The organism is Mesorhizobium intechi, from assembly GCF_002879535.1.
GTDB lineage: Bacteria > Pseudomonadota > Alphaproteobacteria > Rhizobiales > Rhizobiaceae > Mesorhizobium > Mesorhizobium intechi.
Genome location: NZ_PNOT02000161.1, coordinates 1 through 11,664, shown reverse-complemented (window position 1 = coordinate 11,664; position 11,664 = coordinate 1). Strand labels below are relative to the sequence as shown.

14 protein-coding genes and 1 tRNA gene are annotated in these 11,664 nt (G+C 64.2%); 5 read left to right on the top strand and 10 right to left on the bottom strand.

What is annotated here, in order from left to right:
* Both C1D09_RS13580 and C1D09_RS13575 read left to right on the top strand, forming a co-directional pair.
* The coding region (locus C1D09_RS13580; protein ID WP_342780229.1) for a DUF6504 family protein at positions 1-271 on the top strand (271 nt) is incomplete at its 5' end.
* Positions 268-3,612, top strand: coding sequence for an error-prone DNA polymerase (locus tag C1D09_RS13575; protein ID WP_143974803.1), 3,345 nt, complete (start codon positions 268-270; stop codon positions 3,610-3,612). The genes C1D09_RS13580 and C1D09_RS13575, both read left to right, overlap by 4 nt.
* 120 nt (positions 3,613-3,732) lie before the next feature.
* Here C1D09_RS13575 and C1D09_RS13570 read toward each other — a convergent pair whose 3' ends face one another.
* From C1D09_RS13570 to C1D09_RS13555, 4 genes are all read right to left on the bottom strand, one after another.
* Positions 3,733-3,975: a Trm112 family protein gene (locus tag C1D09_RS13570; RefSeq protein WP_143974802.1), complete on the bottom strand. Its 243-nt coding sequence runs from the start codon at positions 3,973-3,975 to the stop codon at positions 3,733-3,735.
* A gap of 219 nt (positions 3,976-4,194) precedes the next feature.
* Complete coding sequence (locus C1D09_RS13565) at positions 4,195-4,866, bottom strand: LON peptidase substrate-binding domain-containing protein (RefSeq protein WP_143974801.1); 672 nt, start codon at positions 4,864-4,866, stop codon at positions 4,195-4,197.
* Between the two features lie 124 nt (positions 4,867-4,990).
* Entirely contained in the window at positions 4,991-5,995 is a 1,005-nt protein-coding gene (gene trxA / locus C1D09_RS13560) for a thioredoxin (protein ID WP_143974800.1), read from the bottom strand.
* An 81-nt stretch (positions 5,996-6,076) separates the two neighbouring features.
* The gene (locus C1D09_RS13555) at positions 6,077-6,574 is read right to left on the bottom strand and encodes a prolyl-tRNA synthetase associated domain-containing protein (RefSeq protein WP_143974799.1); all 498 of its coding nucleotides are present in this window, start codon (positions 6,572-6,574) and stop codon (positions 6,077-6,079) included.
* Positions 6,575-6,785: 211 nt separating this feature from the next.
* Between C1D09_RS13555 and C1D09_RS13550 the strand changes: the two genes are divergently transcribed.
* Positions 6,786-6,860, top strand: a tRNA-Gly gene (locus tag C1D09_RS13550).
* 94 nt (positions 6,861-6,954) lie between these two features.
* Here the strand turns inward: C1D09_RS13550 and C1D09_RS13545 are convergent.
* Positions 6,955-7,248, bottom strand: a complete 294-nt coding sequence (locus C1D09_RS13545; protein WP_208760378.1) for an adenylate cyclase — start codon at positions 7,246-7,248, stop codon at positions 6,955-6,957.
* Positions 7,249-7,546: 298 nt separating this feature from the next.
* Entirely contained in the window at positions 7,547-8,323 is a 777-nt protein-coding gene (locus C1D09_RS13540; protein ID WP_143974797.1) for a SapC family protein, read from the bottom strand.
* Between the two features lie 272 nt (positions 8,324-8,595).
* On the opposite strand from C1D09_RS13540, the gene C1D09_RS13535 reads away from it, so the two are divergent.
* Entirely contained in the window at positions 8,596-8,871 is a 276-nt protein-coding gene (locus C1D09_RS13535) for a DUF6916 family protein (RefSeq protein ID WP_143974796.1), read from the top strand.
* 64 nt (positions 8,872-8,935) lie between these two features.
* Entirely contained in the window at positions 8,936-9,514 is a 579-nt protein-coding gene (locus C1D09_RS13530; protein WP_143974795.1) for a 2OG-Fe(II) oxygenase, read from the top strand.
* Here C1D09_RS13530 and C1D09_RS13525 read toward each other — a convergent pair.
* The 4 genes from C1D09_RS13525 to C1D09_RS13510 are packed head-to-tail and all read right to left on the bottom strand — an operon-like array spanning position 9,483 to position 11,623.
* Positions 9,483-10,070, bottom strand: coding sequence for a GNAT family N-acetyltransferase (locus C1D09_RS13525; protein WP_246135735.1), 588 nt, complete (start codon positions 10,068-10,070; stop codon positions 9,483-9,485). The two genes, C1D09_RS13530 and C1D09_RS13525, sit on opposite strands and share 32 nt — an antisense overlap.
* A 7-nt stretch (positions 10,071-10,077) precedes the next feature.
* Positions 10,078-10,599, bottom strand: a complete 522-nt coding sequence (locus tag C1D09_RS13520) for a phage tail protein (RefSeq protein WP_143974794.1) — start codon at positions 10,597-10,599, stop codon at positions 10,078-10,080.
* A gap of 10 nt (positions 10,600-10,609) precedes the next feature.
* Positions 10,610-11,113, bottom strand: coding sequence for a phage tail protein (locus tag C1D09_RS13515; RefSeq protein WP_143974793.1), 504 nt, complete (start codon positions 11,111-11,113; stop codon positions 10,610-10,612).
* A 12-nt stretch (positions 11,114-11,125) separates the two neighbouring features.
* The gene (locus C1D09_RS13510) at positions 11,126-11,623 is read right to left on the bottom strand and encodes a phage tail protein (RefSeq protein WP_143974804.1); all 498 of its coding nucleotides are present in this window, start codon (positions 11,621-11,623) and stop codon (positions 11,126-11,128) included.
* Between the last annotated feature and the right edge of the window lie 41 nt (positions 11,624-11,664).

The window sequence follows — 11,664 nt, the reverse complement described above, 5'->3', positions numbered from 1 at the left end:
GCCCATCGAAGTGCCGGCCACCGAAATGCCGGAGGGTCCGCCGCTGCATTTCCGTTGGCGGCGCGCGCTCTATCGCGTCACCCGCGCCGAAGGTCCCGAACGCATCGCCGCCGAATGGTGGCGCCAGGCGCCAGGCGACGCCGCGGCCTCGACACGCGACTATTTCCGCATCGAGGATGCCGAAGGCCGCCGCTACTGGCTCTACCGGCAAGGGCTTTACGGCGGCTCGCAAGCCGCGCCGCGCTGGTTCATGCACGGGGTCTTCGCATGAACGCGCTGACCGTCATTCCCTATGCCGAGTTCGGCATCCAGTCTAACTTCTCCTTCCTGCGCGGCGCTTCCAAGCCGGAGGAGCTGGTGGTCGCGGCCAAGCTCATGGGTTTTTCGGCGATCGGCCTTGCCGACCGCAACACGGTGGCCGGCGTGGTGCGCGCCTGGCAGCAGGCCAAGGTCGAAAAGCTTGCCTATCACCCTGGCTGCCGGCTGGTTTTTGGCGACGGCACGCCTGACATTCTCGCCTATCCCAGGAACCGGGCAGGCTGGGGGCATTTGTGCCGCATGCTCACCCAGGCCAATCTGCGCGACGAGACCGAAAAGGGCGCCACCCTTCTCCAGCGCGGCGACCTGCTCGAATGGGGGGATTTGATGTCATTGGCGGTCCTGCCCGATCTGGCGGCGGGCGCGCAGGACGGTCTTGCCCTGCTTGGCCAGCTCAAGGACCGCTTCGGCAAGGCCCTGCGGCTTGGCGTCTCGCCCTGTTATGTGGGCAATGACCGTTTCCGGATCGAGCAGGCGGCGGCGTTTGCCCAGAGCACCGGCATCCCGCTGATGGCGACCAATGATGTCCTCTACCACACCGCCGAACGCCGCCCGCTGCAGGACGTGCTGACCGCCATCCGCCTCAACACGCCTGTCGCCGAGGTCGGGCTGGAACTCAGCGCCAATGCCGAACGCCATCTGAAGCCGCCGTTGGAAATGGCCCGCCTGTTCCGCAGGCATCCGCAGGCGCTGACCGAGACTTTGCGGTTCGCCGAAGAGCTGACCTTCTCGCTCAGCGATCTCCAGTACAATTACCCCGACGAGCCGACCGAATCCGGCCTCGGCCCGCAGGCCGAGCTGGAAAGGCTGGCGCGGGAGGGGGCATCCAGGCGCTATCCCTCAGGCGTGCCTCATTCGGTGATCAAACGCATCGAGGAAGAGCTCGCCTTGATCGAGCGCCTCAACTACGCCCGCTACTTCCTGACGGTCTACGACATCGTCAAATACGCCCGCAGCCAGGACATCCTCTGCCAGGGGCGCGGCTCGGCCGCCAATTCGATCGTCTGCTTCTGCATCGGCATCACCGAAGTCGGGCCGGAGCGGATCGACACGCTGTTCGAGCGCTTCATTTCCGAGGAGAGGAACGAGCCGCCCGACATCGATGTCGACTTCGAGCATGAGAAGCGCGAGACCGTCATCCAGTACATCTACGAGAAATACAGTTCCAAACGCACCGCGCTTGCCGCCGCCGTCATCAGCTATCGCGGCCGCTCGGCGCTGCGCGAAGTGTCGAAGGCGATGGGCCTGTCGGAGGATGTCCGGGCGTCGCTGTCCGGCTCGATCTGGGGCTGGTCGACCTCCGAGCTCGGCGAGAAGGAAGCCCGCGCCGGCCGCCTTGACCGGAGTGACCCCACATCGCGCCATGTGATGGAACGGGCCAATGAGATCATGGGCTTTCCCCGCCACCTCTCCCAGCATGTCGGCGGCTTCGTCATCACCAGGGACCGGCTCGACGAGATAGTTCCCATCGTCAAGACGGCGATGGACGAGCGCAAGATGGTCGAATGGGACAAGGACGATCTCGACTCGGTGAAGATCCTTAAGGTGGACATTCTGGCGCTCGGCATGCTGACCTGCCTGCAGCGCGCCTTCACCTTGCTCGAAAATCATTACGGGGTGAGGGACGACTACGGCAGGCCGTTAACTTTGGATACAATCGCCAAGGAGGACCCACGCGTCTATGACATGATCTGTCGCGCCGATACGCTTGGCGTCTTCCAGATCGAATCGCGCGCCCAGATGTCGATGCTGCCGCGTCTCCGGCCACGCAGCTTCTACGACCTCGTCATCGAAGTGGCGATCGTCCGGCCGGGTCCGATCCAGGGCGATATGGTCCATCCCTACCTGCGCCGCCGGCAAGGCAAGGAGGAGGCCGAATACCCCAAGCCGGAGCTGAAAGAAATCCTCGGCAAGACGCTGGGCGTGCCGCTGTTCCAGGAACAGGCGATGAAGATCGCTATCGTCGCCGGCGGCTTCAAGCCCGGCAAGGCTGATGAGTTGCGACGCGCCATGGCCACCTTCAAGCGCACCGGCACCATCGGCAACTATCGTCAGCAGATGATCGACGGCATGGTCGGCAGGGGGTACGAAAAGGACTTCGCCGAGCGCTGCTTCAAGCAGATCGAGGGTTTTGGCGAATATGGCTTTCCCGAAAGCCACGCCGCCTCCTTCGCCTTGCTCGTCTATGCCTCCTGCTGGTTCAAGACCTTCTATCCCGACGTGTTCTGCGCCGCGATCCTGAATTCGCAGCCTATGGGGTTCTACCAGCCGGCGCAGCTGGTGCGCGACGCGCGCGACCATGGCGTCGACATCCGCGAGGTCGACGTCAATTATTCCGTCTGGGACTGCACCCTGGAAAAAGCGTCTTTCGATCCGGCCCGCATCCTGCCGCGTCATGCCGATATGCGTGGGGTCATCGAGACGAACCATGCGGTGCGGCTCGGCTTCCGGCAGATCAAGGGTCTTTCCAGGGAACGCATGGAGGATTTCGTAAGGCGGCGGGGTTCAGGCTACGAAACCGTCCGTGACGTCTGGCTGCGCTCCGGCCTCGATGTCGACGAGATCGAGAGGCTGGCGCAGGCCGATGCCTTTCGTTCGATCGGCCTCGACCGCCGTGCCGCGCTGTGGGAAGTGCGCGCGCTGGGCGCCAGGAGTGCGGCCGAAAAGCTGCCGCTGTTCGACCAGCCGGCGCTGCGCCTGCGCGAGCTGGAGCCGGAGACGAAGCTGCCGAAAATGCCGCTCGGCGAGCATGTCATTCACGACTACCGTTCGCTCGGCTTGTCGCTGAAGGCGCATCCGGTCGCCTTCCTGCGCGAGCGGCTCGACCGCGCCGGCATCACGCCCAATGCCAACCTGCCTTCGGTACGCGACGGCAGGCGGGTTTCCGTCGCCGGCCTCGTGCTGGTGCGGCAGCGCCCCGGCAAGGGCAATGCTATCTTCCTGACGCTGGAGGACGACAAGGCGGTCGCCAACGTCATCTTCTGGGAGCGGACCTTTAACCGCTTCCGGCCCATCGTCATGGGCGCGCGCTTCGTCAAGGTCACCGGCAAATTGCAGTCGGAATCGGGTGTCATCCATATCGTCGCCGAAAAGATCGAGGATCTGACGCCCTGGCTGACCGTGCTGCTGGAAAAGGTCAGCGGGGCCGGAGCGCCGGGCGCCTCCCCTCCGACCGCCAAGGCCGCGGATCGCGACAGCCGACCCGCGATAGGCAACGCGCCGGTCGGACAGGATATTGCAACGCTGTCGCAAGAGGCGGAAAGCGTCATGCCCAAGGGGCGCAATTTTCAGTAGGCAGCGCCACACGCGGCTTCGTCATCTGAAGAAACGCTGTGATCCTTCGCGCCGGCCTCTCAAACCTTTACGCCCGGTGGCTCTTGCCTGGGAGAACAAAACGAGGAATGGCCATGGAGCTCACGGCGGCCCACCCAACTTCGGCGGCGCCAGCACATCCTCCGCCGACAGCGTCCGCGCCTCGGAGGGCAGCATGATCGGGATGCCGTCGCGCACCGGGTAGGCGAGCTTGGCGACCCGCGAAATCAGTTCGCCGCGCTCCGGATCCCAGGCCAGCGGCCCCTTGGTCAGCGGGCAGGCCAGCAGTTCCAGCAGCTTGGGATCGACAATGATCTTCTTTCCGTCACGCCCATCCGCCGCCATCGGTTCCTCTTCTCAGCTTTCCAGCCTGGACGTACCAAGACCCAGGTCAGGCCGAACCGGAGTCGAAGACGGGCGCGCAGCGACCAAAATGGTGGCTTCCCAGAACCGGAGCGGAGCGCACTTTTCGTACGTGAGCTCAGTTCTACCGCGACGCAGTAGAACGGGGAAGCGCGCGAAGCCGCCATTTGCAGGCCGGCATCACCCGAATATCGGCACATCTTACTGCAAGCTCGAGCCAAAATCCTCATTCTCGCGCGCCAGCGCCATTTCGGTGATGGCGATCAGCGTTTCGGCGCGCGTCTTCAGGTCGGCGGCTTCGAGCAGCGCCTGTTTCTCGGCCGGACCGTAGGGCGCCATCATCGACAGCGCGTTGACCAGCATGGCATTTTCGGCGCGGCTGACGCTTTCCCAATCGGCTTCGAGATCATTGGCCTGCAGATAGGCGCGAAACGCCTTGAGCAGTGCCGGCCGGTCGATCTCGTTCGCCGCCGGATCGTCATCGAGATCGGCCAGGAACGGCGCGGGCTTTGCCTGGCGAAACGGCGTCTTGACGGTCAATTCATGGGCGATGCGGAAGCGGAACACACCCTGCAGTGAGATCAGGTAGCGGCCGTCGCCGGTCTCGGAGAAGGCGATGATACGGCCGGCGCACCCGACATTGCACAGTTCCGGCTCGCCATCCTCGCGCAGCGCGCCGTCGAGACGAGGCTGGATCACGCCGATCAGCCGCGGGCCGGCGACCGCTTCGTCCACCATCTGCAGATAGCGCGGCTCGAAGATGTTGAGCGGCATGCGGCCGCCCGGCAGCAGAAGCGCGCCCTCGAGCGGAAAGAGCGGGATCGTCGACGGCAGATCCTTGGACAGCCGGTAATGTGCGTTTCCCGCTTGCACCACATTCCTCCGATCGACTTCATCCGCAGCCCGCCGCCGGGATCGTCGGCGTGGCCGAAGTCAGCTTCCTAAAATGGCGCGGCCACCGCCGACCACAAGCTCGTGCGACGAAACAGCCGCCGGCTCAGGAAAACAGCAGCGCCGACAATTTGCGCCGCGCGGCCAGCGTCGCCTCGTCGGCCATGCCCCAGGCTTCGAAAAACCGCAGCAACTGCGCCCTGGCGCCATCCTCGTTCCAGCCGCGGTCGGCCTTGATGATGGCCAGCAGATTGTCGGCCGCCGCCGTGCGTTCGCCCCTGGCGTTCTGGATCATGGCCAGGTCGAAACGCGCCTGATGATCCTTCGGGTTTTCGGCCAGGCGGCGCTCGAACTCGGCCGGATTGCCCAGTTCCGCCGCTTGCGCGGCCAGCGCCATCTTGGCGCGCAGCGCGGCGAGAACAGGCGCGTCCTTCTTGGCTTCCGGCGCCGTTGCCAGCAACGCCTCGGCGCCTTGCGTGTCGCCGGCCTCGAAGAGCAGCTCGCCCAGCCCGGCGATCGCCTCGATCGTCTCCGGCGCCTGCGCCAGGACGGCGTCAAAAATGTCGGCGGCGGTCTGCACGTCGCCGGCCTCGCGCGCCTCGTTTGCCGCCGCCAGCGCCTCGGCCACGGCCGCAGCGCCATTGCCCTTGCCGCCGACCTTGGTGATGAATTCGGCGATCTGGCTCTCCGGGATGGCGCCCATGAAGCCGTCGACAGGCTGGCCGTCCTTGAAGGCGATGACGGCCGGAATGGACTGGATGCCGAGCTGGCCGGCGATCGAGGGGTGATCGTCGATGTTCATCTTGACCAGCTTGACCTTGCCGCCGGCGGCCCGGACCGCCTTTTCCAGCTGCGGCGTCAGCTGCTTGCAGGGGCCGCACCATGGCGCCCAGAAATCGACGAGCACCGGCTGGCGGCGGGATTCCTGGATGACATCGGCGGCGAAGGCGGCGGTCGTGGTGTCCTTGATGACATCGCCAGCGGCGGGGGGCGCGGCATCGCCAAGCGCGACCTTCGCCGGCGCGGCTCCCGTTCCGCCATACTGAACGGTGGTGGCATACTGGCCGCCACTGCTGCCGAATGCCCCGCCAAACGGCTTGTTGTCGCTCATCTTGTCACCCTTTCGGTCGCGCCGCCGGCCCGTCGGCCGGCGCCATGTCATTGGAAGTCGGTTGCGCCATGCATGTGGCGATCATGCCGAGACTTTCAAGATAGCAGCATCGTGCCCGGTTGCCTCGACGAATCTGATGAGATCGGGCGCGGCGATCGATGTCGTCGCCTCGTTGGTCAGCGGATGGGCGTTGATGACGGCATGCGCCATCAAATCCTCGTCGAGCACCAGCTTGACCCGGTGCGCCGTGTCGTTGATGACGCCGAAGACGGTGACGGCGCCCGGCGAGACGCCCAAGAGCTCCATCAGCATTTCCGGCTTGCCGAAGGAAACACGGCTGGCGGCGCCGATCAGCTGGTGGATCTGCTTGAGATCGACGACCGCGTCCTCGCCGACGGTGACCAGGAAGAAATTGTCCTTCTTGTCCTTCAGGAACAGGTTTTTGGTGTGCCCGCCGGCGATTTCGCCGCGCAGCACCTGCGAATCGGCGACCGTGTAGAGCGGCGGATGGCGTTTCGTCGAAACGGCGATGCCGAGTTCGGCGAGAAAGGCAAGAAGTTCGGCTTCGGTCTTCGGCATCGGTCTTCTTCTTCGTCGTTTTCCGCCTTGCCGTTTACGGCCAATGCGGTGGCCGACACAAGGCCATCGCGCGACGTCGCGGTGAAATCCGCGCGTCGCGGGCGGTTTGCCGGCATCGTTCGGCGTGTTGAAAAAAGCCTGCGATTTCCCTGTTGCAATCGCCGCGCTCTTAAGCCATATAGGCCCGGCTTGCGGCCAAGACGCCGTGTGAGCGGGTGTAGCTCAGGGGTAGAGCACAACCTTGCCAAGGTTGGGGTCGAGCGTTCGAATCGCTTCACCCGCTCCAGTTTCCCTCGGGAAGCCAAGTATCGAAAAGCCGCGGTCCGCCGCGGCTTTTTCGCATTTTGGGCGGATGGAATCTCGCCCGCCAAAGGCCGACGTCACTTATGGGACTGCTGGAAGCCGGCAACGTCGTACTGGGATACGCTCTTCGGGTTCTTGGAGTTCTGCGGCTGGGTGCCGGCGTAATGCGTTCCCGCGGTTCCGTCCGGGTTTAAGGCCGAACCCGGGGCGGCGCTGGCGTTGCCCGGCGTGACACTTCCTGTCTGAGCGGTGCCGATCGTCTGGTCGGGTTGACCCTTCGCCCCCGTCACCGAGTGGACGTTGGCAGCCGAAGCCAGGCCGGCGGACGTCATCAGCAGGCCCAGCACCATGGGAATGAGGCGATGCTTCATCATTGTTCTCCCAAATCGGTTTGATTTAGGGCGCCCGCGGTCTCAAGAGCGCCCGGCGAACAAAGACCGGAACGCTTTACGGCCCGCCATTCATCCGAGGATCGCGAATCTGTGATGTCGGGCGTCGCCGGCTGGCCTGTCGCACGGGCTCGCCCGCGCCTTCCGCTGGGTGCGCGGGAAATTCCCGCGGCGACTTGAAATTCGCGCACGAAAACGATTTTCAGGCGGCGCCGCGCCGGCCTGTCGGCAAGTCGGGGTCCGCCGCGGCTTTTTTTCGTTTTTGAGACCGCCCGGCGCTCTAACCCGCCTTGCGCAACGATGCCTGGTGCACCAGCGATGTCCAGCTGTTGGTCGAGGCGAGGTGGCAGTAGAGCAGGCCGAGCGCGCCTGACTTCCTGAGGTCGAGGAAGGCCTCGTCGCTCAGCCTGTTGAAGGCCGGCTCGTCGATCACCTGGAAATCGGTGAGGTTGAGCACTTCGCCGCCTTCCAGCGTCACCTTGCTCTGGCGCGGCGAAAACAGGCCATGCGCATCGATCCTGTCGATCATCTCGCGGGTGGCTCTGAAGTCGATCTGGAACTGGTCGCAGAAGGCGAGCGCCTGCCTGGTTGCTTCGGTCGGTTCGTTCCCCTTGAAGAATGGCGCGACCTTGTCTTCGCGGAACGGCGCCATGAGCTGGTCGATGACCCGCTCGCTTGCCCTGTCGACGCACAGCGTCAGCCGGCCTGCCGTGGTCGGGTCCTCGGCAAGGATGAAGGGATAGCGGCGGACATAGGCGGGGACGTAATGCGGCGCGGTCCACCCGCCGCCGGCATCGACGAACAGGTTTTCGCCCTGGCGCACGCCGGTAATGATGACGGGGGATTTGGCCGGGCCGATGAACACGATCGGGTAGGAGCGCATCGCCGCCGGCATTTCCGAGGCCACCACCGGAATGGCGTGCGCGGTGCGCGCGAAGGCAAAATCGCCGCGCGCGGTCAGGCCCAGCGAGCCGTGCCGTGCCGGGTTGAGCGCTTCGGGCCTGGAATAGAACAGCGGCATGGCATCGCTTGCCAGTTCCGTCTTTACACCTGCCATCGTCAGTCCCTTCTCCCGCAAGCCGCTCCGGCCGCCCCTCCCGGACCCCGATAGGCCGGGACCCGTTCTTGCCGCGTTGATCCTGGTCTGGAAAACAACCGCGCGCGCGAGCCAAGTACTACAGTGTCTCCTCCACGTATAAAAGGACAGGCGGCGCTGTATTTGCGCCGGCCAGTTGTCTTGGAGAGCGCCGGCGGTGCCGGGACCTCTGGACAGCCAGCCATGAAGCGGCGACAGTGCCGCCCGGCAGCAGGCAGATTGAGGCGAATGGCGTGGCGTCGGCATCGGATTTCAGACAGGCGGTCGGTTCGGTTTTCACCGTGGCGGTTGGCGGCAGGGCGGTTTCCCTCGAACTCGCGGCCGTTCGGCAGATCCCCTCCAGTCCGCGCCCTGGCGGTGGCTTCACGCTTCTGTTCAAGGGGCCGCGCGACATAAGGCTGCCGCAGGCCATCTACCACCTCGCCGGCGATGCCATCACCGACGACATCTTCATCGTGCCGGTTTCAGCCGACGCGACCGGCTATCAGTACGAGGCTGTCTTCAACTGATTTTGATTTCCGACGGCCTGCTCGGTCAAGGCGACGATCAGGGCACCCGGGGGCGGCTCGACATATGATCGACCATATCCAGATCGCCGGGGTCCTTGACGAAGCAGCATGCAGCGCGCTGTGCGCGGAAATCCGGACGGCGAACGGCCGGGCGGCCGAGCTGCTGGGGCGTGACGGACAGAAGCCGGCATGGCCCGAGATTCGCAAGACCAGGCGGGCCACGGTTTCGCCCGCCACCGAGGCGCTGATCAATGCCGTGCTGGTTGAGCACAAGCCGGCGCTGGAGCGGCATTTCGGCCTTGCGCTCGGCCAGATCGAGAAACCCCAGTTCCTTCACTATCGCGAAGGCGATTTCTTCGTCCCGCACCAGGACGGCAACACGCCGCTCATCCATGACGAATCGCGGTTCAGGAAGGTCTCGGCGGTTATTTTTCTCAACCGCCAGGCGGAAGATCCGTCATCGCAGACCTATGCCGGGGGCTCGCTGGTGCTGCACGGACACTATAGCGGCCCGGAATTGCGCGTCGCCATGCCGGCACTGCCGGGCACGCTGGTGGCGTTCCGCTCGGAAACGACGCATGAGGTAACCCCGGTGACGCGCAACGAACGCTTCACCGTCGTCTCCTGGTATCGCGGCGCCTGAGATCGGCGCGGCCTTGCATTTCTCCTGAATTTCTCAGGATCAGGGCGGGACACTCCATCAGGTCGTAGACCCCCTTGTCCTCGGCGACGGTGAAGCCCAGCCGCAGGTACAGCTGCATGGCCGGATTGTTCTTTTCGACATGGACGGACACCGCCTTGCCGACGGCCCGCGCCTCGTCGATGAGATCGCCGAGCAACGCGGCGCCCAGTCCCTTGCGCCGGTACGCCGGCAGGAAGGCGATGTCGATGACGCGATGCTGGCTTGGCCAGCGCTCGATATACAGACGGCCGATATCCTCGGCGCCCGACCTCACCAACAGCCAGTCCGCGTTGGGATAGTGCTTGACGTAATGCGCGTGCTGCGCCCGGAACTGCATGTCCAGAAAGGCGGTCTTCTGCGCCTCGGTCCAGCCGGTCACGGCCAGTTCCTCGGCGCGCGTCGAGGCATAGACCCGCGCCAGGAAGGGCAGGTCGGCATCGGTCATCGGACGAAAAGTCAACCCCAGCTCGGTGGACCTGATCCAGCCGGCCGAGATCGTCTCGCGACGCTGATCCATCGGAGAATCAGGGACGCGGCGGGAAGACGCCTTGCAACGCGATGCAGAAATAGCAGGTGAGATAGGGCTGCATGTTGTTGTGCGGCAGGCTGCCGCCGGCAGGCCCGACCGCCTGATTGTTAAGCGGCGTCAGGGTGGCTGTCGCAGTATAGGATTGCCCGGGGGACGTGCGAGCCAGGGACCGTACCGGACTGGGCGTCGCCAGGTTGGCCGGATTGACGTTCGACATCATCGTGTGCGCGTGCATGGGCATTTCCGATTCCAGCAGCGTCACGTATTCGCTGCCGCCAGTCTCCCCAAGATCGTGCAAGGAGAGGCCAGGCCCTTGCCCTGGGTGCATAGGCGCGTTGCCCTGGAGGTCGGGCAAGGCAAAGTTGCTCTTGCCATTGCCGCCATAGGTGGTGCCGAGCAGCGAGAACAGTGCGGTGTTCTGCGATATCGGCAACAGTTGCCCGTCGCACCAGGCCCAGCCCTTGGGTGCGAAATTGAATGGAAAAATGCGGATTTCGGCGACGAACGGGTCGGCCATGGCGGTCCTCTTAAGTCGGCGACGGGAAAATTCCGAACAGCGAAATGATGAAATTGACGCAGAGATAGGGCTGGAAATTCGTGTGCGGCTGGCTGCCCCCGGCCGGCCCACCGGTCTGCGCGTTCATCGGTGTGTCCGCCGGCGCCTCACGATAGATCTGCGACGCACCGACCTGCCCGACCGTGTTGCCGGTGGGGCTGTTTCCCTGTGCATTGTCCAGCGAAGCGAGGAACGGATGCGTGTGGGACGGAATCTGCTGGGTGGTCAGGGTGACTTCCTCGACGCCACCGTTCTCGGCAAGAATGTAGGTGTTGCCTTGGTGGAGAGGAAGGCGGCCGCGCAGATCGGGCAGCGCGAACGTGCTCTGACCGTCGCCGCCATAGGTGGTACCGATCAGGTTGAACAAGGTTTCGTATTCCGAGATGGACATCAGCTGCCCTTCGCAGAACATCCAGCCGTTTGGATTGAAGTTGCCGGCAAACATCCGGATTTCGCCAACATAGGGTTGTGCCATGATCGCGTTTCCTCAGTTCGGCGACGGGAAGATGCCCTGCAGGGCAATGCAGAAGCTTACTGTCAGAAACGGCTGCATGTTCATATGCGCCTGGCTGCCGCCGACAGGCGCCAGCGTTCCGGAACTCAAGGACGTTGGATTTGCCAACGGCGTATAGACGTTGGTCACGGTTCCCAAAAAATTGCCGTTGGGCGCAGCGACATCGGCATTGGCCGTCGAGGCCTGCTCGATGTGAATGTGCTGGGGTAATTCTCCGATCGACAGCGTGTGACCTTCTTCGCCACCGCGCTCGCCCAGCGTATGGCCGCCACCGACATGAATGGGAACGCGTCCGCGATAGTCGGGCAGCGCGAAATTCACCCTGCCATCGCCGCCAAAGGTGGTGCCAAGCAGCGAAAACAGCGCCTGATTCTGGGCGATGGGCAGGAGCTGGCCATTGCACAGCGCCCAGCCTTTCGGCGCAAAGACGAAAGACATGATTCTAATTTCGGAAAGAAATGGTTCCGCCATCGCCGCTCCCCTCGTTTTGAGACATACTAACCAGATACTGC

What these genes read in the sequence shown, in the direction of transcription:
- C1D09_RS13555 (WP_143974799.1), bottom strand. Translation starts at nt 6,574, where the DNA reads ATGCCGAAGACCGAAGCCGAACTTCTTGCCTTTCTCGCCGAACTCGGC.
- C1D09_RS13525 (WP_246135735.1), bottom strand. Translation starts at nt 10,070, where the DNA reads ATGGATCAGCGTCGCGAGACGATCTCGGCCGGCTGGATCAGGTCCACC.
- C1D09_RS13520 (WP_143974794.1), bottom strand. Translation starts at nt 10,599, where the DNA reads ATGGCCGACCCGTTCGTCGCCGAAATCCGCATTTTTCCATTCAATTTC.
- C1D09_RS13575 (WP_143974803.1), top strand. Translation starts at nt 268, where the DNA reads ATGAACGCGCTGACCGTCATTCCCTATGCCGAGTTCGGCATCCAGTCT.
- C1D09_RS13515 (WP_143974793.1), bottom strand. Translation starts at nt 11,113, where the DNA reads ATGGCACAACCCTATGTTGGCGAAATCCGGATGTTTGCCGGCAACTTC.
- C1D09_RS13540 (WP_143974797.1), bottom strand. Translation starts at nt 8,323, where the DNA reads ATGGCAGGTGTAAAGACGGAACTGGCAAGCGATGCCATGCCGCTGTTC.
- C1D09_RS13530 (WP_143974795.1), top strand. Translation starts at nt 8,936, where the DNA reads ATGATCGACCATATCCAGATCGCCGGGGTCCTTGACGAAGCAGCATGC.
- C1D09_RS13545 (WP_208760378.1), bottom strand. Translation starts at nt 7,248, where the DNA reads ATGAAGCATCGCCTCATTCCCATGGTGCTGGGCCTGCTGATGACGTCC.
- C1D09_RS13570 (WP_143974802.1), bottom strand. Translation starts at nt 3,975, where the DNA reads ATGGCGGCGGATGGGCGTGACGGAAAGAAGATCATTGTCGATCCCAAG.
- C1D09_RS13510 (WP_143974804.1), bottom strand. Translation starts at nt 11,623, where the DNA reads ATGGCGGAACCATTTCTTTCCGAAATTAGAATCATGTCTTTCGTCTTT.
- trxA (WP_143974800.1), bottom strand. Translation starts at nt 5,995, where the DNA reads ATGAGCGACAACAAGCCGTTTGGCGGGGCATTCGGCAGCAGTGGCGGC.